General features: G+C 64.8%; 16 protein-coding genes. 1 reads left to right on the top strand and 15 read right to left on the bottom strand.

The window, feature by feature from the left end; translation table 11 throughout:
• Positions 1-38 precede the first annotated feature (38 nt).
• From ATB98_RS27350 to ATB98_RS27305, 10 genes are all read right to left on the bottom strand, one after another.
• A complete protein-coding gene (locus ATB98_RS27350; RefSeq protein ID WP_066879729.1) occupies positions 39-2,036 on the bottom strand; it encodes a CocE/NonD family hydrolase in 1,998 nt (665 codons plus the stop codon).
• A 91-nt stretch (positions 2,037-2,127) separates the two neighbouring features.
• Positions 2,128-3,759 (bottom strand): ABC transporter ATP-binding protein, encoded by a 1,632-nt coding sequence (locus tag ATB98_RS27345; protein WP_066879726.1) that lies wholly within the window; start codon positions 3,757-3,759, stop codon positions 2,128-2,130.
• Positions 3,752-4,579: an ABC transporter permease gene (locus ATB98_RS27340; RefSeq protein WP_066879722.1), complete on the bottom strand. Its 828-nt coding sequence runs from the start codon at positions 4,577-4,579 to the stop codon at positions 3,752-3,754. Before ATB98_RS27340 ends, ATB98_RS27345 begins: the two co-directional genes overlap by 8 nt.
• Positions 4,576-5,694 (bottom strand): ABC transporter permease, encoded by a 1,119-nt coding sequence (locus tag ATB98_RS27335; RefSeq protein ID WP_066879719.1) that lies wholly within the window; start codon positions 5,692-5,694, stop codon positions 4,576-4,578. Before ATB98_RS27335 ends, ATB98_RS27340 begins: the two co-directional genes overlap by 4 nt.
• On the bottom strand, positions 5,691-7,280 hold the full coding sequence (locus tag ATB98_RS27330; protein ID WP_066879716.1) for an ABC transporter substrate-binding protein: 1,590 nt from the start codon (positions 7,278-7,280) through the stop codon (positions 5,691-5,693). The genes ATB98_RS27335 and ATB98_RS27330 overlap by 4 nt, the downstream gene beginning before the upstream one ends.
• Before the next feature lie 338 nt (positions 7,281-7,618).
• Positions 7,619-8,401, bottom strand: coding sequence for a carnitinyl-CoA dehydratase (locus ATB98_RS27325; protein WP_066879713.1), 783 nt, complete (start codon positions 8,399-8,401; stop codon positions 7,619-7,621).
• Positions 8,402-8,406: 5 nt separating this feature from the next.
• Positions 8,407-10,470, bottom strand: coding sequence for an acetate--CoA ligase family protein (locus tag ATB98_RS27320; RefSeq protein WP_066879710.1), 2,064 nt, complete (start codon positions 10,468-10,470; stop codon positions 8,407-8,409).
• Positions 10,471-10,679: 209 nt separating this feature from the next.
• A complete protein-coding gene (locus tag ATB98_RS27315) occupies positions 10,680-11,840 on the bottom strand; it encodes an acyl-CoA dehydrogenase family protein (RefSeq protein WP_066879707.1) in 1,161 nt (386 codons plus the stop codon).
• A gap of 240 nt (positions 11,841-12,080) precedes the next feature.
• Entirely contained in the window at positions 12,081-13,571 is a 1,491-nt protein-coding gene (locus tag ATB98_RS27310) for a carnitine 3-dehydrogenase (RefSeq protein ID WP_066879704.1), read from the bottom strand.
• 235 nt (positions 13,572-13,806) lie between these two features.
• The gene (locus tag ATB98_RS27305) at positions 13,807-14,709 is read right to left on the bottom strand and encodes a BKACE family enzyme (RefSeq protein ID WP_066879918.1); all 903 of its coding nucleotides are present in this window, start codon (positions 14,707-14,709) and stop codon (positions 13,807-13,809) included.
• A 108-nt stretch (positions 14,710-14,817) separates the two neighbouring features.
• On the opposite strand from ATB98_RS27305, the gene ATB98_RS27300 reads away from it, so the two are divergent.
• Entirely contained in the window at positions 14,818-15,789 is a 972-nt protein-coding gene (locus ATB98_RS27300; RefSeq protein ID WP_066879699.1) for a GlxA family transcriptional regulator, read from the top strand.
• Positions 15,790-15,877: 88 nt separating this feature from the next.
• Here the strand turns inward: ATB98_RS27300 and ATB98_RS27295 are convergent, their stop codons facing one another.
• The 5 genes from ATB98_RS27295 to ATB98_RS27275 all read right to left on the bottom strand — a co-directional run bounded on the left by ATB98_RS27295 (position 15,878) and on the right by ATB98_RS27275 (position 20,867).
• Positions 15,878-16,939, bottom strand: coding sequence for an ABC transporter ATP-binding protein (locus tag ATB98_RS27295; protein WP_066879696.1), 1,062 nt, complete (start codon positions 16,937-16,939; stop codon positions 15,878-15,880).
• Between the two features lie 4 nt (positions 16,940-16,943).
• A complete protein-coding gene (locus ATB98_RS27290; protein ID WP_066879693.1) occupies positions 16,944-17,732 on the bottom strand; it encodes an ABC transporter permease in 789 nt (262 codons plus the stop codon).
• Positions 17,729-18,613 (bottom strand): ABC transporter permease, encoded by an 885-nt coding sequence (locus tag ATB98_RS27285; protein ID WP_066879690.1) that lies wholly within the window; start codon positions 18,611-18,613, stop codon positions 17,729-17,731. Before ATB98_RS27285 ends, ATB98_RS27290 begins: the two co-directional genes overlap by 4 nt.
• A gap of 69 nt (positions 18,614-18,682) precedes the next feature.
• The gene (locus ATB98_RS27280) at positions 18,683-19,786 is read right to left on the bottom strand and encodes an ABC transporter substrate-binding protein (protein WP_066879687.1); all 1,104 of its coding nucleotides are present in this window, start codon (positions 19,784-19,786) and stop codon (positions 18,683-18,685) included.
• 202 nt (positions 19,787-19,988) lie between these two features.
• Entirely contained in the window at positions 19,989-20,867 is an 879-nt protein-coding gene (locus tag ATB98_RS27275) for a MurR/RpiR family transcriptional regulator (protein ID WP_084435826.1), read from the bottom strand.
• Positions 20,868-20,992: the final 125 nt, after the last annotated feature.

Here is a 20,992-nt window from a genome sequence, read left to right as displayed (position 1 = left end):
CGAGCGGCAGCGGGATCAGGGGCGCCGGCTCACCCAATTCACATGAAGTCCCGCCCGATCCGCTTCTCGAAAATCTTCTCGAAAATCTTCTCCTCACCCTCGAAGGCCTCGACCTTGGCCGCGGTGATCCATTCCGTTTCCGTGCAGCTAAGGCGGGAGGTTGCGATCGTCCGGAGGGACTGCTCGCCGCGTCTGGCGATGCAGGTCCAGGTCGAAACGCCCGTCATCGAATGCGGATCATCGGGCTTGATCGACCAGGTTTCATCACGGATGTCCTGCGTCGCGTTGCCGGTTTCGGGGTGCTCGACGAGGCCGGTGTCCTCGTAGATCCGGTAATGCGTCACGCCCTTCGTCATGTCGCGCTCGACGCTGCGGCGCGTTTTCGCCGGCGAATGCTCTATGTAGCTGGGCAGCGGATCCGGATTGGCCGGCCGCGGCACGACGATTTCGCGGTGGTCGCCGAGAAGCGGCAGCGACAGGAACAGCGTGGCGGTGTCGATCGTGAGGCCGGGATCGTTCGGCGGCGGCAGGATCATCGGCCAGTAGGATGTCGACAGCGACAGGCGGATGCGGTGGCCGGCGCGGAAGCGATAGCCGCAGGCGTCGAGCACCAGGGTGACGCGCGTCTTGTGGTTCTTCTGCATCGGTGCCGGCTTGGCATTGCCGTTGCGGTGCGCGAGGTTGAGGACGCCGAAGGCGACGCGGGTCGCCGTGCCGTCCGGGTGGACATCGACGAGGCGCGCGACGAGGTTGGCGGTCTCGGCACCGCAGGCGACATCGAGGGTCAGAACCGGCTGGCCGAGATAGTCCTCTGCTTCGAGCAGGGGATGCGTTTGGAAGACGAGGGAGCCGGCGTCATCGATGCGCTGGTCGCCGGCCATTTCGGCGTCCGGCTTCAGCGTGAAATATTCGCCGGCGGCGGTGCCGGTGTCGAGCGGCGAGCGGAGATAGACGTCACCGATCCCCTTCGCGGCGGAGCCCGCTGCAATAAGGCTGCCGTCGCCCGCAACGGCGAGGGTCTGCATTGCGGGCGGGGTCCAGGCGTCCTTGGCGACCCAGCGGCCCGGGTCTGCTTCGCGCCGGAGCGCCGGCCTCGGCCCGTCGAGGATATAGGCGCGCATCTGCGGCAGCTTCTCGGCATCGTTCAGCTCGTCGCGCAGCCACCGGTTCCACCAGCGGATCGCTTCGCTGTGGAAGTCCGCCCGCGGTTTCGGCCAGGCGAAATGCGGATACTTGTGGACCCAGGGCCCGATCAGTGCCTTGGCCCTGCTGCCCAGGCCCTCGACGGCCTTGATCGGCGTATTGCGGTAGCCGTCGGCCCAGCCGGCAATAACGAGGGCAGGGACAGGGAAGCCGTCGAAGTCCTCGCAAATCGAACCGTGGCGCCAGAAATCGTCGCGGCGCTGATGTTCCAGCCATTCCTCCAGGAAGAACGGTTCGTTCTCGAGCCGTTCCAGCCACATCTCCCTCCAGCCTTCGCCGACGAGCTCCGGATCGGGCGAGCGCGACTGGTAGGCGAGCATGGTGGCAGCCCAGGAAAGCTGCGCCGAGAGATGGCAGCCGTTCTTGTAATGGATGTCGTCATTATAGCGGTCGACGGTCGAGGCGATGGAGATGACCGCCTTCAGCGCCGGCGGTTTCAGCGCAGCCACCTGCAGGCAGTTGAAGCCGCCCCAGGAGATGCCCATCATGCCGACCTTGCCGTTCGACCACGGCTGTGCGGCGATCCATTCGATGATCTCGCAGCCGTCGGAAAGTTCGCGCGGCGTATATTCGCCGTCGATCACGCCTTCCGATTCGCCGGAGCCGCGGATGTCGACGCGCACGCCGGCGATGCCGGCCGCCGCGAAGACGGGGTAGGTGGATTCGTCCCGGGCAGAGGTCCCGTCGCGCTTGCGGTAGGGCAGGTATTCGAGCACGGCCGGTACGGGGCTCTGCTCGGTTCCTTCCGGCATCCAGATGCGCGCGGCAAGCCGGGTCCCGTCCTTGAGCGGGATCCATTCGTTTTCGATGACGGTGAAGCTGCGGTCGACCATCTCGCCTCCCTCGCGAATTCTTCTTCGCCGGCAGATTGATTGTAGCGGGTTGAAGCGGAAGGAGGCCCGATTTTCATCGGGCCCCGCGATCTCAGTTTCCGGCGCTTGCCATCCGGCGGGTCTTCAGCACCTTTTCGAGCCAGCCGATCTCCATTTCCGGCACCGACTTCAACAAAAGGTCGGTGTAGTCGTCGAAGGGCGGCGAGAGCACCTTCGATTTCGGGCCGAAGCGCACGAGCCGCCCGCGATGCATCACCGCGACCGAGTCGGCGATCGCCCTGACGATGGCGATGTCGTGCGTGATAAAGACATAGGAAACAGCGGTTTCCTCCTGAAGCTTCAGAAGCAGATTCAGGATGCCTTCGGCGACCAGCGGATCGAGGGCGGAGGTCGGCTCGTCGCAGAGGATGAGCTCGGGCTTCGCGGCAAGCGCCCGGGCGATCGCCACGCGCTGCTTCTGTCCGCCGGAAAGCTCGGCCGGGTAGCGGTCGAGGAAGCGCGACCCCATTTCGATCTGGTCGAGCAGCTCCTTGACGCGCTCGGTCTTCTGAGCGCCATGCATGCCGAAATAGAAGGAAAGGGGCCGGCCGACGATGTTCCTGACCGTCTGGCGCGGGTTCATCGCCGTATCCGCCATCTGGTAGATCATCTGGATGCGACGCAGGTGCTCGTGCGTCCGCCCCTTGAGCGCCTTCGGCAGTTCCGTGCCGTCGAAGGTGATCCGGCCTTCCGTCGGCGGCAGGAGGCCGGTGATGACGCGCGCAAGGGTCGACTTGCCGGAGCCGGATTCGCCGACGATCGCCAGCGTCTGGCCCTTCGGCAGGTGCATCGAGACGTCGTGCAGGACCTTGAAGCCGTTGCCGTAGGCGGCATGGACGTGCTCGATCTCGAGGAGCGTGCCGGACTGGTCCGCGGCTTCGTCGCGCCTGGTCTGGCGGACGCTGACGAGCGCGCGGGTATAGTCCTCCTTCGGCGCCTCGATCACCTGCTTGGTCGTGCCGTATTCCACGGTCTTGCCGTGGCGGAGCACCATGATGTCGTCGGAGATCTGGGCGACCACGGCGAGGTCGTGGGTGATATAGAGCGCCGCCGTATGCGTCTCCTCGATCGCGTGCTTGATCGCCGCCAGAACGTCGATCTGCGTCGTCACGTCGAGGGCTGTCGTCGGCTCGTCGAAGACGATCAGTTCGGGATTGGGGCAGAGCGCCATGGCGGTCATGGCGCGCTGCAACTGCCCGCCCGAAACCTGGTGCGGATAGCGATCGCCGAAGGTTTCCGGATCGGGAAGGCCGAGGACCCGGAAGAGGTAGAGCGCCCGCTTCCTCGCTTCCTCGCGCGTCATGAGCCCGTGACGGAGCGAAGCCTCGATCACCTGGTCGCCGAGCTTGTGGGCGGGGTTGAAGGCGGCCGCAGCCGATTGGGCGACATAGCAGACATGGCAGCCGCGGACGGCATTGATGCCGGAACGGTCGAGCTTCAGGATGTCCTTGCCATTGAGCAGCACCTCGCCGCCGGTGATGCGGCATCCGCCGCGGCCATAAGCGAGCGCCGAAAGGCCGATCGTCGACTTGCCGGCGCCGGACTCGCCGATGAGGCCGAGGACCTTGCCCTTCTCGAGATCGAACGAGACGCCCTCGACCAGTGTCACCACCTTCGGCGGCTCACCCGGCGGATAGCTCGTCGCCTCAATCTTCAGGTTCTTGACGGATAGCAGCTCAGGCATCGCCGCGTCCTCCCTTCAGGCTCGAAGTGCGCTTCATCAGCCAGTCGACGACGAGATTGACGCAGATGGCGAGGGCGGCGATCGCCGCGCCCGGAACGAGCGCGGCGGAGATGCCGAAGATGATGCCGTCCTTGTTGTCCTTGACCATGCCGCCCCAGTCAGCGGCCGGCGGCTGGATGCCGAGGCCGAGGAAGGAAAGGGTGGAGAGGAACAGGATCGAGAAGGCGAAGCGCAGGCCGAATTCGGCAAGCAGCGGCGACAGCGTGTTCGGCAGGATCTCCCGGAAGATGATCCACAGCGAGCCTTCGCCACGCAGCCGCGCCGCCTCGACGAATTCCATCACCGCCACGTCGAGCGCGACGGCGCGGCCGATGCGGAAGACGCGGGTGGAGTCGAGCACCGCCATGACGAGGATCAGGATCCACAGATGCTGCGGCAGCACGGCGAGAACGACCAGCGCGAAAATCAGCGTCGGAACGGCCATCATCAGGTCGTTGAAGCGCGAGAAGAGCTGGTCGACGAAGCCGCCGGTCACGGCTGCGGTGAAGCTCAGGATCATGCCGAGCGCGAAGGAGATCAGGGTTGCCGCCAGCGCGACGAAGATCGTCGTGCGGGCACCGTAGATCAGGCGCGAGAGCAGGTCGCGCCCGAGATTGTCGGTGCCGAGCAGGAAGTCGCCGCCGGCCGGCGCCCAGATTTCGCCGACGACGTCCCGCTCGCCGAAGGGAGCGATGACCGGGGCGAAGATGGCGCAGAGGGCGGCGATTGCAATGCCGATGATGCCGACCCAGGCGCTGAGGGGGATAGATCGAAGATTCATCGCGGGTGCCTCAGTCTCGGGTTGGCGAGAATGGCGAGAATGTCGGCCGCCATGTTGAGAAAGATGTAGAAGGCCGCGAAGATCAGGCCGCAGGCCTGCACGACGGGCATGTCGCGCACGGTCACCGCATCCACCATATATTGCCCCATGCCGGGATAGACGAAGACGACTTCCACGACGACGACGCCGACGACGAGATAGGCGAGGTTGAGTGCGATGACGTTGATCACCGGCGCCACGGCGTTGGGAGCCGCATGGCGGGCGATGATGCGGAAGGTGCCTAGGCCCTTGAGTTCGGCGGTCTCGACGTAAGCGGAGGACATGACGTTGAGGATCGCCGCCCGCGTCATGCGCATCATGTGGGCGAGAACGACCAGCACGAGGGTGGCGACGGGAAGGGCGATTGCCGACAGGCGCTCGGCGAAGCTCATGCTGTCGTAGACCGTCGCCGGGAAGGTGGCGACGCCCCATTTGACGGCGAAGAACATGATCAACAGGTAGCCGATGAAGAATTCCGGCAGCGAGATCGCCGCCAGCGAAATCACGTTGATGATCTTGTCCGGCATGCGGTTGCGAAACTGGACCGCGAGCATGCCGAGACCGACGGCAAGCGGCACCGAGATGAGCGCGGCGAAGAAGGCGAGGAACAGCGAATTGCCGAGCCGGTTGCCGATCTGCTCGCTGACCGAGTTCTTGCTTGCCCAGGAGGTGCCGAAGTCACCCTGCACGGCTCCGCCGAGCCAGTCGAGATAGCGTTCGCTCCATGGCCGGTCGAGGCCGAGATCCCGGCGGATGTTCTCGACCGCCTGAGGCGTCGCCGACTGGCCGAGATAGGTGGTGGCGAAATCGCCGGGCAGCGCTTCGATGCCGCCGAAGATCATCAGCGACACCGCGAAAAGCAGGCCGACGCTCAAGCCGAGGCGCTGCAGGATCAGCGCCGCGAGAGGGCGGCGGAAGATGAAACGCCGCCAGAACGTGCCGCCGATCTCGCCCGTGGCGACGGCGGGGTTGGGTTTTGCTGGTACTCCGGAAAGATCGGCGGGCCGCAGGGGCGTCTCCCCCGCGGCCGCATCCGTCAGAACCGGACCAGTGATCGGTCCGCTTTCCATCGTCATGCGTCCAGCCACACCCGGGTTGCGACATAGCCGTTCGACATGTCGTTGCCGATGTCGTGGACATAGCCCTTCACCTGCTTGGTGGAAGCGTTCACGAAATCGTTGAACATCGGCAGGATCAGCCCGCCTTCGTCGCGCACCATCGTCGCCAGGGTACGGTACATGTCCTTGCGCTTGGCCTCGTCGAGCTCGGAGCGGGCCTCGAGCAGGAGCTTGTCGAAGTCCTCACGCTGGAAGCGGGTGTCGTTCCAGTCGGCGTTCGACAGATAGGCCGTCGAGTACATCTGGTCCTGCGTCGGACGGCCGCCCCAGTAGGAGGTGCAGAACGGCTGGACGTTCCAGACATTGGTCCAGTAGCCGTCGCCCGGCTCGCGCTTGACCTCGATCTCGATGCCGGCCTTCTTGGCGCTCTCCTGGTAGAGAACGGCTGCATCAACCGCGCCCGGGAAGGCGACGTCGGAGGTGCGCAACAGTACCGGTCCGCTGTGTCCGGACTTCTTGTAGTGGAAGGCGGCCTTGTCCGGATCATAGACGCGCTGCTCGATGCCCTCCGGGAAGAGGGCGTAGGTGTCGTTGATCGGGAAATCATTGCCGACCTTGCCGTAGCCGCCGAGGATGCGCTGGACCATGGTCTCGCGATCCATCGCCAGTTTCAGCGCCATCCTCAGATCGTTGTTGTCGAACGGCGCGGTGTTGCAATGCATGATGAAGACGTAGTGACCGCGGCCGGAGGTGTTGAGGATTTCCACGGTCGGCGCGCGCTTCAACAGGTTCACCGTCTTGGGGTCGACACGGTTGATGAAGTGCACCTGGCCGGAGGAAAGCGCCGCGATGCGCGCCGTCGCGTCGTTCATGGCGATCAGTTCGATCGAATCCACATAACCTCGATCCGTGCGCCAATCGTCCGGGTTCCTCTCGAAAGTGGCGCGCACGCCCGGTTCGAAGCTCGCGACCTTGTAGGGGCCGGTGCCGATCATGGCGTCCGGGTTGTCCATGCCGCCGTTCGGCTGGATGACGAGGTGGTAGTCCGAAAGCAGCAGCGGCAGGTCGGCATTGCCTTCCGTCAAGGTCAGCACGAGCTTGCCGCCATCGGCCTTGATTTCCTTGATGGATTTCATGACGCCGAGGGCGCCCGACTCCGACTTGTCGTCGGTGTGACGTTGCAGCGTCTTGACGACGTCCTCGACGGTCAGTTCCTTGCCGTCATGGAACTTGACGCCCTTGCGGATCGTGAAGGTCCAGGTGGCCGCGTCGGTTGAAGGCTCCCAGGATTCGGCAAGCGCCGGCACGGGCGCGCCGGTCGTCGGATGGCTCTCCACGAGGAGATCGCCCCAGGTCCGAACGACGACGAACAGGAATTGCGAGAGGGCCTTTGCCGGATCGCGCGAATCGGTTGCGGCCGCGCCTTCGAGGCCGAGCTTCAGGTGCCCGCCGCGCTTCGGCTCCTGCGCCGCGGCGCTTGCCGCAAACAGCGTGTTCGCGGCCGATGCGGCAATGCCGAAGGCGGCCGCGCGCCCGAGAAACTCCCGCCGGTTCATTTTGCCCAGCATGACCTGCCGTGTCAGATAGTCCTTGTAATCGCTCATTCCCCTGTTCCCTTCGTTAATCGGCATTCGCCGTTCATTGTGATTGGTAGAGTGTTCGCGTACCGCCACCGCGCGCGATGGCCCTGACTTCGGGCTGCTGCCCCGATTAATCCTGCCGTCTTGACCTCCTCCTTCTTCGGCGTCCGCCGCCATCCTGATCCATAAGGCTAGCCGTTTGGACCCGGCTTGTAACGCCCTAAATAACGATCTTTTTCATAAGCATAGCCTATGGATGTCCGACCTCGACGCGCGCGCCGACGGCCGCCGCGCACCACGCTCGGATGCCGGTTCCACCCGGCTCAAAGACCTTTCCGCGGGGCCGTGGAGCGGCCCCCATCTCACCGTCCCTTCCAGACGGGCTCGCGCTTTTCAGCGAAGGCTCGCGCGCCCTCCAGCTGGTCCTCGCTCGAATAAAGCGTGTCGACAGTCCTGAACTGCCGACGGGTCACCCTGTTCATCGTCGTCTGGAAATCACGGCTCTCGGCCTCACGCACCACTTCCTTGATGGCGGCGTAGACGAGCGGCGGTCCGCTTTCGAGCAGGCGGGCGCGTTCCCATGCGCGCTCCATCAGCCGTTCGGCCGGCAGGATCTCGTTGACGAAACCCCAGCGGTTGGCCTCGACCGCGTCGAGCCAGCGACCCGTCAGCAGCATATCCATGGCGATGTGGTAGGGGATGCGCTTCGGCAGCTTGATCGAGGCGGCATCGGCGAGCGTGCCCGAGCGGATCTCCGGAAGCGCGAAGGTCGCATGCTCGGCGGCGAGGATGAGGTCGGCCGAGAGCGCGATTTCCAGCCCGCCGCCGCAGCAGATGCCGTTGACGGCGGCTATGATCGGCTTGTTGAGGTCGCGCAGCTCCTGCATGCCGCCGAAGCCGCCGACGCCATAGTCGCCATCGACGGGATCGCCCTCCGCCGCCGCCTTGAGGTCCCAGCCGGGGCAAAAGAATTTCTCGCCGGCACCGGTGACGATCGCAACCCGAAGCTCCGGGTCGTCGCGGAAATCACGGAAGATTTCGCCCATTAGCCGGCTGGTCTTCAGGTCGATGGCGTTGGCCTTCGGCCGGTCGATCGTGACCTCGAGAATGCCGCCTTCGCGATGTGTGCGGATCGGTCCGGTCATAGGCGTCATTTCCTCCGGCGGATCAAGGCATCGGCGGCAACGGCTCCATGGCCTTCCGGCAACACCATTATAGGATTGATATCGAGTTCTTCGAGTTTGGAAGCGTTTGCAACGACATAGGATGCCGCGGCAGCGACAATGTCCGCGAGCGCGGCCACATCGCCCTTCGGGCGGCCGCGGTACCCGTCCAGCAGCCTGCCGGCCTTGAGGCCGGCGATCGCCTCGCGAATTGCCTCTTCGGTCGCGGGCAACGTCAGGATTGCTGCATCGTCGAGCAATTCGACGAGAACTCCGCCCGCGCCGATCGTCAGCACCGGGCCGGCGACAGGATCGCGCCTGGCGCCGACGATGAGTTCCGCAACGGGCTGCGGGATCATCCTCTCGACAAGATAGCCGCGGGCGACGGACGCCATCGCCTCTGCGGCTGCGCGCACGTCTTCACGGCTTCCAAGGCCGAGCTTGACCGCGCCCGCTTCCGTCTTATGGGCGACGCCGAGGCCCTTGAGCACCACGGGAAAGTCGAGCACTTCGGCGGCATCCGCGGCCGCTTCTGCGGTCGTGGCGGTCCGGCCCTCCGGGACGACTATCCCGGCCCGGGCGAGTTCCGCCTTGGCCTCCGCCTCCGTCAGCGTCACCACCTCTGACTCTTCCGGTCGCGTGCGGAGGAGGGGCGGCGGGACCGGCCGTGCCCAGGCCGAGCCGATCGCGGCCGCGGTTTCGGCGGCGGCAAGCGCTTCGTCGATGCCGAAGAAGGGAACGACGCCAGCCTTCATCAGGGAGAGGGCGGTTTCCTCCGGCATGTTTTCGCCGAGGCTCGCGACGATGCCGGCGCTGGCGCCGGTCGCCCTTGCCGCATCGATGACCGCATCGCAGGTCGTCACCCAGTCGGCGGCGTCGCAGCGGTCGAGGCGGGGGAAATCCAGCACGATCAGGTTCAGCGCATAGCCGCCCCGCATCATGGCGGCGAAGGCGGTCGTCTGCTTGTCGCGATTGCCCCAGACGAAGGTGTGGTAGTCGAGCGGGTTGGCGATCGTCACCATCTCGCCGAGGCTTTCCCTGAGCGGCAGGCGCTGCTCCTCCTTGAGCGGGCGGAAGTTGACCCTGCGCCGGACGCCGGCATCCGCCATCAGCGAGGCCTCGCCGCCCGAACAGCTCATCGAGGAAATGTCGGCATTGGCGAGGGGGCCATGCAGGTGCAGGAGCTTCAGGGTCTCGAGAAGCTCCGGCAGCGTGTCGACGCGACCGATGCCGAGGCGGGCGAGGAGGGCCGAGGAGACGCGGTCGTTGCCGGCGAGGGACGCCGTGTGGGAAACGGTCGCAAGCCGGGCTGCCTCCGACCTGCCGACCTTCAGCGTGACGACAGGCTTGCGCAAAACGCGGGCGCGCGTCGCCAGCCGCTCCAGGGCCTCGATGCTGTCGAAGCCCTCGATATGCAGGCCGACCGCCGTGACACGCGGGTCTTCGAGCGCGGCGCAGGCGATGTCGGAAAGACCGGTCTGGGCCTGGTTGCCGGCGGTCATGAGATAGGCGAGCGGCAGCCCGCGCTTCTGCATGGAGATGTTGCAGGCGATGTTGGAGGATTGCGTCAGGATCGCGACGCCGCGCTCGACGCGGAGCATGCCGTGCTGATCCGGCCACAGAAGCGCGCCGTCCAGCATGTTGATGAAGCCGTAGCAGTTCGGCCCGACGATCGGCATGTCGCCGGCTGCCGCAACGAGTGCCTCCTGCAGGTCGTTGCCGTCGGCAAGCTCGCTTGCCGCCTCGCGGAAGCCGGAGGCGTAGCAGACCGCACCGCCGGCGCCGCGGGCTGCGAGCTCCCGGATGATCTCGACCGTCAGCGCCCGGTTGACGCCGACGAAGGCGGCGTCGGGCACCTCCGGCAGATCGGCGACGGAGCGGAAGCAGCGGCGGCCGAGGATTTCCTCCTCGCGCGGGTGCACCGGCCAGATATGGCCCGCAAAGCCCATCTTGTCGCATTGCTCGATGACACGGCGGGCTTCCTTGCCGCCGAAGACGGCGATCGAGTGCGGGCGGATGAGGCGGTCGAGGGGGCGGGGAGGACGGGTCATGCCTGCCCCCCACTTCCACAAAAGACCCCTCCCCAACCCCTCCCCACAAGGGGGAGAGGCTTCCTTGCGGCACGCTCCTTGTGTTGCCCGACCCCTGACCGCTTGTGGTGATGTCGGGTGGGGTGAGACGGTGCCGCTTGCAAGTCCCTCCCCCTTGTGGGGAGGGGTTGGGGAGGGGCTCTATCAGCGCAAAAGAAAACCGCCATCGCCTACGCCCCCAGCGGCCGCAAAAGATCGCGGCTGATGATGTGCCGCTGGATCTCCGAGGTGCCGTCCCAGATGCGCTCGACGCGGGCGTCGCGCCAGAAGCGGGCGAGCGGCAGGTCGTCCATCAGTCCCATGCCGCCAAAAATCTGGATCGCCTCGTCGGTGACCCGGGCGAGCATTTCGGTGGCAAAGAGCTTGGCAGAGGCGATCTCGCGGTTCGACGGCAGGCCCTGGTCGAGCCGCCAGGCGGCCGACAGCGTCAGGAGGTCGGCTGCATCGATGTCGGTGATCATGTCGGCGAGCTTGAAGGAGACGCCCTGGTTGGCGCCGATCGGCTTGCCGAACTGTTTGCGCTCGGCGGCGTAGGAGAGCGCATAGTCGAAGGCGCGGCGGGCGCGGCCGACCGAGGTGGCGGCAACGGTCAGGCGGGTCGCATAAAGCCAGTCATTGGCGAGGTCGAAACCCTTGTGAACCTCGCCGAGCACTTGAGAGGAGGGCAGGCGACAGTCGTCGAAGGTGAGGATGCAGTTCTTGTAGCCGCGATGCGATACGGAATTGTACCCGTCACGGATTTCGAAACCGGGCGTGCCGCGGTCGACCAGGAAGCAGGTGATCTTCTTCTTCGGCCCGCGCGGCGTCTCTTCCTCGCCGGTGGCGATGAAGACGATGACGAAATCGGCGATATCGGCATGGCTGATGAAGTGCTTCGTGCCGTTGACGACCCAGTCGTCGCCGTCCTGTTTCGCGAAGCACTTCATGCCGCGCACGTCCGAGCCGGCGTCCGGCTCGGTCATCGCAAGCGCGTCGAACTTGTCGCCGCGCACGGCCGGCAGCAGATAGCGCTCGCGCTGTTCGTCGTTGCAGGCCATCAGGATGCCCGAGGGGCGGCCGAAGAAGACGGTGAGCCCCATCGAGCCGCGGCCGAGCTCGCGCTCAACGAGGGTGAAGGTCAGATGATCGAGCCCGGCGCCGCCGACCTCCTCGGGAAAATTGCAGGCGAAGAACCCGAGCTCCTTGCACTTGCGGGCGATTTCCTGGCCGAGCTCGCGCGGCACGACGCCGGTGCGCTCGACTTCGTTCTCGTGCGGATAGATCTCGGTCTCAACGAAGCCGCGGACCGTATCGACGATCATCTGCTGTTCTTCAGACAGTGCGAAATTCATCGTTCTCCCTCGTCGTTTCGCTCTCGCCATTTCCGGACCGATCTCCCTGGCGATCCGCAGGCTTCCCGGATGTGGCTTGCCCCTCTCCTCGGGTTTGACCCGAGGACTAACCCTCTCCCCGCACGCGGGGAGAGGGGACTTTTGGTGCCCGGCGCCGCGGCATGTCCCTTCTCCCCGCCTGCGGTCCGCCTGCGGGGAGAAGGTGGCGGCAGCCGGATGAGGGGCCGCCACCTTGTCGTCTCAGCGTTTCTGTCCGACGTGCCTGCCCGCGCCATCCGGCACCCCAAGCCTCGCATGCCCTTCCGCGATCGGCTTCAGCTTCTCCAATACCTCGGTCGGTGCGGCGACAGACTTGCCGGCGTGGGCGTCGACATGCAGCATCATCTGCTCGGCGGTAGCGATCACTTCGCCTGAGACGGTGTCGTGAATCCTGGTGAAGAAGTGGATGCGCTTCTCGTCCGAGGCGAGTATTTGCAGCGTCGTATAGAGTGCCTGGCCGAGCTTGGCCTCGCCGAGATGGCGGATATGCGTCTCCACCGTGTAGTAGCTGTGGCCGGCTTTGACATAGGCGAAATCGACGCCGATCAGCCGGAGCAGCGCATCCGACGTATCGCCGAAGAGCTGCAGGTAGCGATGCTCGGTCATGTGGCCGTTGTAGTCGACCCAGGCGGCGTTGACCTTGGTCTCGACGAGGCGCAGCGGGCCGGAGGGGTCGTAGGTCTTCGACTGGTCTCCACCCCTTGCCCAGAGGCGCTTCTCGAAATCGGCGAGCAGCTTGCCGGCACCCCAACCTTCGCCGCCATTGCCAGCCTTCAGCGCCTGCATGATGCCGACGAGGTTCTCGTCACGGATGCGTTCGAGTTCGCGGATCGACCGGCCGGCAGCCTGGGCGTCCGATTGGGCGCCGATCTTCTCGACAAGTGCGTCGTCGAGATCGACGACATCGGTGAACTTCGTCCATGGCCACTTCAGGCAGGGGCCGAACTGCGCAAGGAAGTGGCGCATGCCGGCTTCGCCGCCGGCGATGCGATAGGTCTCGAAAAGCCCCATCTGCGCCCAGCGCATGCCGAAGGAATAGCGCATCACATCGTCGAGCGTCTCGGTATCGCAGATGTCGTCCTGGATCAGCCAGAGCGCCTCGCGCCACAGCGCCTCGAGCAGCCGGTCGCCGACGAAGGCCTCGATCTCCTTGGCGATGACGACGCCCTTCATGCCGATCTCGGCGACGGCTGCCTGAGCGCGCTTGATCGTCTCGGGCGAGGTCTTCTTGCCGCCGACGAGTTCGACCAGCGGCAGCAGGTAGACGGGGTTATAAGGGTGCGCCACGAACATGCGCTCGGGATGTTTCATTTCGGCCTGGAGGTCCGAGGGCAGCAGTCCGGAAGTCGACGAGCCGATCAAGGCAGCCGGCTTGGCAGCCGCGTCGATCTCGGTGATCACGCCGCGCTTCAGCGGCAGCCGCTCGGGGACGCTTTCCTGAATCCAGTCAACGTCCTGCACGGCTTCCTGGATGCTTTTGCAGAAGGTGAATTTGCCGCGCGGCGGCAAGGGCGCCATGGTCAGCATGCCATAGGCGCGCTCCGCATTGGCCATCACCTCGCCGATGATGCGCTCGGCTTCCGGATGCGGATCGAAGATGTTGACGTCAATGCCGGCCAGCGCGAAACGCGCCGCCCAGGCCCCGCCGATGACGCCGCCGCCGACGCAGGCGGCCTTGGTGATGATGGTCATTGTCTCTCCATCCAACTGTTGCCGCGGAACCCCTCCCGGCCCTTTGGGCCACCCTCCCCACAAGGGGGAGGGATGGGTGGCTCCGGATCCTCTCTGTCCCTCTCGAACTGCCCACCTGCCTCTCCGGATTTCCCCGAACCGGACATTTCAGCCGAAGCTGACGCCTCTTCCGGGCACGGACGTTGCCGCAGGTTAAGCCCTCCCCCTTGTGGGGAGGGTTGGGGAGGGGTTTTTGCTACCGCTTCGTCAGTTTCAATTTCTCGCGGACCTCTTTGGGTCCGATGATCTTCGCCCCCATGCCCTCGATCACCGACACGGCCTTTTCGACAAGCTGGCCGTTGGTCGCGAGTTGGCCCTTGCCGACATAGAGGTTGTCCTCCAGCCCGACGCGGACATTGCCGCCGGCGAGGATCGCGGCGGCCGGATAGGCCATGGCGTTGCGGCCGATCGAGAAGGCCGAGAAGGTCCAGTTCGACGGCACGTTGTTGACCATCGCCATGAAGGTGTTGAGGTCGTCCGGCGCCCCCCACGGAATGCCCATGCAGAGCTGGATCAGGACCGGGTCCTCGATCAGGCCTTCCTCGACGAGCTGCTTGGCGAACCAGAGATGGCCGGTGTCGAAGGCCTCGATCTCGGGCCGGACACCAAGCGCCGTCATCTGGCGCGCCATCTCGCGCAGCATCGACGGCGTGTTGGTCATCACATAGTCGCCGAGCGAGAAGTTCATCGTGCCGCAGTCGAGGGTGCAGATCTCCGGCAGGCACGCGGCAACATGGGCGACGCGCTCGCTGGCGCCGGCCATGTCGGTGCCTTTCTCGTTGACCGGGAAGGGGCTTTCGACATTGCCGAAGACGAGGTCGCCGCCCATGCCGGCGGTGAGGTTCAGGACCACGTCGATGTCGGCGGAGCGGATGCGGTCGGTCACTTCCCTGTAGAGATCGAGGCGCCGGGACGGGGCGCCGGTCTCCGGATCGCGAACGTGGCAATGGACGACCGCCGCGCCCGCCCGGGCGGCCTCGACCGCCGCTTCGGCGATCTGTTTCGGCGTGACCGGAACGTGGCTGGATTTGGAAACGGTGTCTCCGGAACCGGTGACGGCGCAGGTGATGAAAACCTCGCGGTTCATGCTGAGCGGCATGGCTGTCTCCTTTTTGTTGAGACCCATTACGAGCCAGAAAGCGCCGCACTGCTTTTCTCGATCGGAACCATTCTATACAATCTCGGCGAAAGACGGAGGAAGTTCGCCATGGATCGCGCTGGTCAGGGGGCGCAGCATATCGACTTGCTGGTGCTACCGGAGACCAATCTCATCCTCGTCGCCTCCGTCGTCGAGCCGTTGCGCGCCGCCAACCGCATTGCCGGGCGCAGCCTTTACACCTGGACGATGTTCAGCCCGGATGGCCATGCGATCGAAACGAAGAGCGGCATCCCCATTCCGGTTGCAGGACCGTTCCGGCCGCAGCGCGAGACGGCGCCGCTCTTCGTGCTTTCGAGCTACGAGTGGCAGCGCAGCGCAACCTCGCAACTGAAGATGCTGCTCTCGCAGACGGCGCGGCATCGCGAGATGATGGCGGGGATCGAGTCCGGCTCCTGGCTGCTTGCGGAGACCAGTCTTCTCGACAACTTCTCCGCCACGACGCACTGGGAGGATTTCGAGGATTTCGCGGCCGCCTATCCGCAGGTGACCATGGTGCGCGAGCGTTTCGTGATCGATGGCAAGCGGATCACCACCGGCGGTTCGCTGCCGACGCTCGACCTGATGCTGGAACTGATCCGTAGGGCGCATGGCTATTCGCTGGCGCTCGAGGTGTCGCGGCTCTTCATCTACGAGCAGGAGCGCACGCGCGGCGACCTCCTGCAGATGCCGGCGATCGGCAACATGCGCATCCTCGATGCCCGTGTCGGCGCGGCGGTCAGGCTGATGGAGGAGACGGTCGAGGCGCCGCTGACGCTTGCGAGGCTCGCGCGTCGGGTGGGCGTCAGCGCCCGCCATCTGCAGGACCTCTTCAAGGACACGATGGGGGTGGCGCCGCACGAACATTATCTGGCGCTCAGGCTCAACGCGGCGCGTCGCAAGGTGATCGAGACGCGGATGGAGTTCGCCGACATCGCGGCGATCTCCGGCTTCAATTCCTCATCGTCGTTCTCGCGCAGCTACCGCGCCCATTATCGCGAAAGCCCCAGCGAGACACGCCGGCGGCTGAAGCTCAAAAGTTGAGTCAAGAACTTCAGAGATCGATTCAGTCCGCGCCAATTGAGTGAATCGGATCAATCATTTATCGCCGGCTCCTGCCGCCTCGCATTGATCATTCGCGGATGACGAGCAGGTCCTTTGCGGCGAAGCGGAGCGTGACGTTATCGCCGGCAACCGGCGGCGTCATGCCTGGATTGTTGAACATGTCGAAGGAGATGATGTCGCTGCCGACGCGCAGTTTGGTGCGGATCACCGAGCCGAGGAAGCTCGTCGAGACCACCTCGCCGGGAAGGGCCGTGTCGCCGCGTCCGTTTTCGGCGATCGAGCCCGCCTCGGGCCGGAGCGCCAGCGAGATGCTGTCGCCCCCCTTGAAGCCAGCGATCGGCTCCTTCAGCGAAATGCGCTGGCCTCCGATGGTCACGGCGCCCGCTGCCGGGTCCGCCACCTTGCCCTCGATGATGTTGAGCGTCCCGACGAAGGAGGCGACGAAACGCGTCGCCGGCGTGTTGTAGATCTCGAATGGCGTGCCGATCTGGTCGGCGCGGCCGGCATTCATGACGACGATCCGGTCGGAGATCGACAGCGCCTCCTCCTGGTCGTGCGTCACGAAGACGGTGGTGATGCCGAGCTGCTGCTGGATCTGCCGGATCTCCTCGCGCAGCGAGATGCGGATCTTCGCATCGAGCGCGGAGAGGGGCTCATCGAGCAGCAGCACCTGCGGCTTGACCGCAAGCGCGCGCGCAAGCGCCACGCGTTGCTGCTGGCCGCCGGACAGTTGATAGGGGTAACGGTCCGCCAGGTGCTCGAGCTTGATGAGCCCGAGCATCTGCTTCACCCGTTGATCGATTTCCGCCTTGGTTGCGCCCGCGACCTTGAGGCCGAAGGCGACATTGTCGTGGACGTTCATGTTCGGAAAGAGCGCATAGGCCTGGAAGACCATGCCGATGTTGCGCTGGTTCGGCTTCAGCGCGCCCTGGTCCTTGCCGTTGATGAGGATCGATCCGCCCGACGGCGTCTCGAAGCCGGCAATCATGCGCAGGATCGTCGTCTTGCCGCAGCCGGAGGGGCCGAGAAAGGAGACGAACTCGCCCTTGTCGATGCCCATGTCGAAGTTGTGCACGACCTGAACCGGGCCGAAGGACTTCTGGATATTGGTGAGTGTCAGGAATGCCATGTGATCATGCCTTGGCCGGAGCGGATTTCTGGAAACGGGAGACGAGCTGGATCAGGCCCATGCTGAGCCAGGTGATAGCGAATGCGATGACCGCGAGCGCCGAAGGCTCGTAGGCCTTGTTGGCGCCGACGAGCTGCAGATAGGGGCCGAAGGCCGGCCGGTTGAGCAGCGCCGCCATGGTGAATTCGCCCATGACGATCGCAAGCGTGATGAACGCGCCGGACAGCACCCCGCTCATGACGTTCGGGAAGATGCAGCGGAAGAGGATCGTCGGCCATCTGGCGCCGAGGCTTTCGGCCGCCTCCGTCAGCGTCCTGACGTCGATCGCCCGCATGGCGGTATCGACGGCGCGATACATGTAGGGGAGCGACAGCGTCATATAGGAGAACATCAGCAGCGCATTGGTGCCGGAGGTCGAGCCGGTCAGCGGCAGCACCGAGGAGGAATTGTAGAGGCGCAGATAGCCGAAGACGATGACGATCGCCGGGATGACGAGCGGCAGCAGCGTGATGAATTCGACGATCGGCCGCACCTGCGGCAGGCGCAGCCGAACCCAATAGGCCGTCGGCACCACCAGCAGCATGCCGAAGACGATGGTGAGTAGCGCCATCAGCATCGAATAGCCGAAGGTTTCGCGGAACTGGATGTCGGCGAAGACCGATCGATAGGCGTCGAAGGAATAGGCGCCGCGGCGCATGCGCAGCGAGAATTCCAGCGTGCCGAGCAGCGGGATGATGAAATAGCTCGCCCCGATGGCGATGGCGATCCAGGCGCCGATACGTCGTGCTTTCATTTCTGCCACCGTTCGGCGCGCATGCGCAGCCAGATATAGAGAATGTTGGAGATGCCGGTGATGACGATCATGCCGAGCGCCAGCGCATAGCCGAGATTCGGATTGTGCAGAACGTCGCCGCGGATCTGCGCATAGAGCAGGATCGGCACGATGTTGAGCGAGCTTCCCGTCAGCGCATAGGCGGTCGCGATCGCGCCGAAGGCATTGGCGAAGAGCAGCAGCGTCGTGCCGAGCAGGCTCGGCCAGAGGATCGGCAGCGCCACCATGCGCCAATATTGCCAGGTGGAAGCGCCGAGGATCTCGGAGGCCTCGCGCCATTCCTTCTTCATGCCGTCGAGCGCCGGCGTGAGGATCAGGACCATCAGCGGAATCTGGAAATACATGTAGGTGATGGTGAGACCGAGGAAGCTCAGGAGGTTGAAGCCGGTCGCATAGAGATTGAAGCCGAACCACTCGCGCAGGAACACGGTGACGAGACCCGTGCGGCCGAGCGTGGCGAGGAAGGCGAAGGCGAGCGGCACGCCGGCGAAGTTCGAGGCGACGCCGGAGAAGGTGAGGAGGCTCGAGCGGATCCAGTTCGGCACGCCGCCGAGCACGATCGCCCAGGCGAGGAAGAAGCCGATCAGCGCGCCGCCGAGCGACGAGGCGACCGATACGCGGATCGAGATCCAGTAGGCGGAGAGGATCGAGGGCGTGAAGAGATCGGCGATGTTCTTCAAGGTGAACGCGCCGTCCGGCGTCAGAAAGGCGCCGGTCACGAGATAGAGCGTCGGGACGACCAGGAACATCAGCGCGAAAATCATGAAGGGCGCGATGCCGAGCCAATCGATTATGGCCCGTTTGCTGATCAGGGGTGCTGCTGCAGTTGTTGTCGTGGTCATCGAGGCTTCGGCTATCCCGTCTTCAAGGGGAAGCCTCCCCGCCCGGCGAAGGCGGGGAGGCAAAGGAGATTACTGGACGTTGGCGCCGACGACGCTGTCCCACTTGGTGGTGATCGCTTCCTTGCCCTTGGCCTGCTCTTCGAGGGTCGGGAAGACGGCCTTTTCGTAGGAGGCCGCCGGCGGCAGCTTGTCGAGCATTTCCTGCGGAACCTTGCCGTTCTTGACGAGGTCGTTGAAGCGGATCGGGTGGCAATAGCCCTTGAGCCAGCCGAGCTGACCTTCGTCCGAATAGAGATATTCCATCCAGAGCTTGGCGGCGTTCGGATGCGGGGCGAAGGCGGAGATCGCCTGGACATAGACGCCGGCGACGACGCCGGAGGCCGGAACAACGACCTCGACCGGCGGGTTGCCGTTCAGGCTGTCGCGCCAGGAGAGGCCGTTATAGTCCCAGGCGATGATGATCGGCGTCGAGCCCTGGGCGAGCGAGGCGGACTTGCCGATGACGGGGACGAAATTGCCGGCCTTGTTGACTTCGGCGAAGAAGGCGAGGCCGGCTTCACCCGCCTTGGCGGCGTCCGTTTCACCGGCGGCGAGACCGGCGGCATAGACGGCCTGCACGGCCTGGTTCGAGGCGCGCGGATCGCCGGCGAGCGCGACCGCGTTCGCATAGTCCGGCTTCTTGAGGTCGGCCCAGTCCTTCGGCACTTCCTTGACGATATCGGTGTTCACGACGAAGGAGAGAACGCCGTAATAGTCGCCGTACCAGTAGCCGTCGGCGTCCTTGGCGCTGTCCGGGATCGTGTCCCAGGTCGAGACCTTGTAGGGCTGGATCAGGCCTTCGGCCTTGGCCGAGGGACCGAAGGAGAGGCCGACGTCGATGACGTCGGGGGCTTGCGGGCCGGTGTTGCCCTTGTTGGCCTTGATGGCTTCGATCTCGTCGCCGGAGCCGGCGTCGGGGTTCAGTTCGTTGACTTCGATGCCGTACTTGGCCTTGAAGCCGGCAATGATGTCGCCGTAGCCGCACCAGCTATGCGGAAGGGCGATCGTGGTCAGCGTGCCTTCCTTCTTGGCGGCGGCGATCAGCTCTTCGCTCGGCTCGGCCGCGGCGATGGCCGTCGTTGCGAGCAGCATGGCGGTCGAGAGCGAGAGCAGGCGTTGAGTCTTTGAAATCACTGGTGTTCTCCTTATGGGTTTTCAGCCAATTTCGGCGATGCTGTTAAAGAGGTGCGATGAAACTTATGTGACAGGCTCTGTCCCGTCCGCGCCGAGGTGCCGGCTTCGGAATGACCCGCTGTCGAGCCCCTGCGTGACGGCGTCTTTTGCACCTCCCTTGATGTCTTCCGTTTCGGGAACGTCATGCTTCGGCCGGATCCTCCTAGACCGGCTTGCGAAAGATGCGCGTTGAATCGAACAGCCCTTCCAGCGTCTTCATGCGATCGCGGGTCGCGTCCCAGTTCGTGCTCTGCACGGCCTCGATCAGGGCCTCGACGAGGAAGAGGAGCATGACAGAACTGTCCCAGGCCGAGGGCACCTCGATCTGGGCGCGGAAGACCTTGGACGAGGATTTGGCGACGGGCGAACCCCATTGGTCGGTGAAGAGGACGATCTCGACGCCGCGGCTGCGAGCGAAACGGGCGAGCGTTTCCATCTCCTGCTCGTAGCGGCGGATGTCGAACAGGATCAGGACGTCGTCCTGTTTCATGTCGAGCACGTAATGCGGCCAGGAGCTCGGATTGACGGCGATCTGGGTGACGCCGGTGCGGATGACCTGGAGATGGGTGAAGAGATAGTCGGCAAGCGAGCGGGTGATGCGCCCGCCGACGAGATAGACGTGGCGCTTGCGATCGGCGACCAGGGCTGCGGCGGCGTCGAATTCGGCGGGGTCGATCTGCGACAGCGTCTCGCGCATGTTGCCCATGATCGCGTCGGCGAAGCGGTTGAGCGTGTGCGTGCCCGGGGCGCTCGCCGCCCAGCGGTCATGCTTGGCGATCGGATTGGAGATCGTCGCCTCGAGTTCCTGATGCAACCTTGCCTGGAAGTCCGGAAATCCGCGGAAGCCGAGCTTCTGAACCATGCGGGCGACCGTCGGCGTCGATACGCCGGCGTTCTCGGCGACCGTCGTGATCGAGCCGAGACCGGACACGGGATAGTTGTCGAGAAGTGTCTCCGCCAATCGTTTCTCGGCGCGCGTCAGCGCCGGGAAATGTGCGTTGATCACATCCGACACCGTCATGGATGTCGCATTACCGTTCAATGTTCTGCCCCTCGGCCGGTCTTCGCCGGCTTGTGAGAAATTAAACATCGCCGTCACAATCGAAGTCAATCGCAATTTTGAAGAGATCGTTTCAAATTCTCATTGACATGCCTTGATTCGTGAAG

Origin of the sequence: Sinorhizobium saheli (assembly GCF_001651875.1) — a bacterium.
In the GTDB taxonomy this organism is placed as follows: Bacteria; Pseudomonadota; Alphaproteobacteria; order Rhizobiales; family Rhizobiaceae; genus Sinorhizobium; species Sinorhizobium saheli.
This window is presented reverse-complemented; position numbering and strand designations above follow the sequence as displayed.

What these genes read in the sequence shown, in the direction of transcription:
- ATB98_RS27335 (WP_066879719.1), bottom strand. Translation starts at nt 5,694, where the DNA reads ATGACGATGGAAAGCGGACCGATCACTGGTCCGGTTCTGACGGATGCG.
- ATB98_RS27305 (WP_066879918.1), bottom strand. Translation starts at nt 14,709, where the DNA reads ATGCCGCTCAGCATGAACCGCGAGGTTTTCATCACCTGCGCCGTCACC.
- ATB98_RS27340 (WP_066879722.1), bottom strand. Translation starts at nt 4,579, where the DNA reads ATGAATCTTCGATCTATCCCCCTCAGCGCCTGGGTCGGCATCATCGGC.
- ATB98_RS27290 (WP_066879693.1), bottom strand. Translation starts at nt 17,732, where the DNA reads ATGAAAGCACGACGTATCGGCGCCTGGATCGCCATCGCCATCGGGGCG.
- ATB98_RS27310 (WP_066879704.1), bottom strand. Translation starts at nt 13,571, where the DNA reads ATGACCATCATCACCAAGGCCGCCTGCGTCGGCGGCGGCGTCATCGGC.
- ATB98_RS27325 (WP_066879713.1), bottom strand. Translation starts at nt 8,401, where the DNA reads ATGACCGGACCGATCCGCACACATCGCGAAGGCGGCATTCTCGAGGTC.
- ATB98_RS27295 (WP_066879696.1), bottom strand. Translation starts at nt 16,939, where the DNA reads ATGGCATTCCTGACACTCACCAATATCCAGAAGTCCTTCGGCCCGGTT.
- ATB98_RS27350 (WP_066879729.1), bottom strand. Translation starts at nt 2,036, where the DNA reads ATGGTCGACCGCAGCTTCACCGTCATCGAAAACGAATGGATCCCGCTC.
- ATB98_RS27330 (WP_066879716.1), bottom strand. Translation starts at nt 7,280, where the DNA reads ATGAGCGATTACAAGGACTATCTGACACGGCAGGTCATGCTGGGCAAA.
- ATB98_RS27320 (WP_066879710.1), bottom strand. Translation starts at nt 10,470, where the DNA reads ATGACCCGTCCTCCCCGCCCCCTCGACCGCCTCATCCGCCCGCACTCG.
- ATB98_RS27285 (WP_066879690.1), bottom strand. Translation starts at nt 18,613, where the DNA reads ATGACCACGACAACAACTGCAGCAGCACCCCTGATCAGCAAACGGGCC.
- ATB98_RS27315 (WP_066879707.1), bottom strand. Translation starts at nt 11,840, where the DNA reads ATGAATTTCGCACTGTCTGAAGAACAGCAGATGATCGTCGATACGGTC.
- ATB98_RS27300 (WP_066879699.1), top strand. Translation starts at nt 14,818, where the DNA reads ATGGATCGCGCTGGTCAGGGGGCGCAGCATATCGACTTGCTGGTGCTA.
- ATB98_RS27345 (WP_066879726.1), bottom strand. Translation starts at nt 3,759, where the DNA reads ATGCCTGAGCTGCTATCCGTCAAGAACCTGAAGATTGAGGCGACGAGC.